The organism is Streptomyces carpinensis (assembly GCF_002154505.1).
GTDB lineage: Bacteria > Actinomycetota > Actinomycetes > Streptomycetales > Streptomycetaceae > Streptomyces > Streptomyces carpinensis.
This window is the reverse complement of sequence record NZ_MUBM01000301.1, coordinates 1-621: the sequence shown is the minus strand read 5'-3', so window position 1 is coordinate 621 and position 621 is coordinate 1. Positions and strand designations below refer to the sequence as shown.

Sequence of the window (621 nt, the reverse complement as noted above, 5' to 3'; positions counted from 1 at the left end):
CGGCGGCCTTGATCTTGTTGCCGCAGGACTCCATGCCGCACCACTGGCGCCGCATTCCCCGGGAGCGGTCGATGTAGACGCGCGTGCACTCGGGGTTGCCGCACTCCTTCATCAGGGGGACGTCCGGGCCGCTGAGCAGTTCGACGGCCTGCCGGGCGACGGTCGCGAGAGCCTGCTCGGGGGTCGCCTCGGTGAGCCGTCCGCTCGCGGTGAGCTGTGGCGTCACAGGCGTCTTGCGTGCGGCGGCGTTGACCGCGTCGAGCGCCTGCGGGTCGAAGCCCTCGCCGAGACGGCGGTCGGTGACGAGCCGGTAAATGGCCTCGCGCACGGCGATCGCCTCCCGGACGTCGTCGTCGCCACCCGGCGTGATCGTGTCCACCAGCCCGGACTCCAGGTACCAGGCATTCAGCCGCTCAGGCGTCACGAACATCTCGAACCGGGTCGAGCGCCGGGCCCGGAGCGTGGCCGCGAAGTCGAGGGCCGGGTGCCCGCATACGAATACATGGTCAAGATTCACATCACCATCTTGACAGGTGACTGGTGTCGAACGCAAGGTTCGTCACCGCTCCAGGCGGTGCCCACTTGCGGCGGCGTGATCGGAATCGTACGGCAGCCGGCGCG

At 69.2% G+C, this 621-nt stretch carries 1 protein-coding gene; it reads right to left on the bottom strand.

The window, feature by feature from the left end; translation table 11 throughout:
• Window positions 1–517: CGNR zinc finger domain-containing protein (locus BZY54_RS34995; RefSeq protein WP_086729350.1), on the bottom strand; the 517-nt coding region annotated here is incomplete at its 3' end.
• Window positions 518–621: the final 104 nt, after the last annotated feature.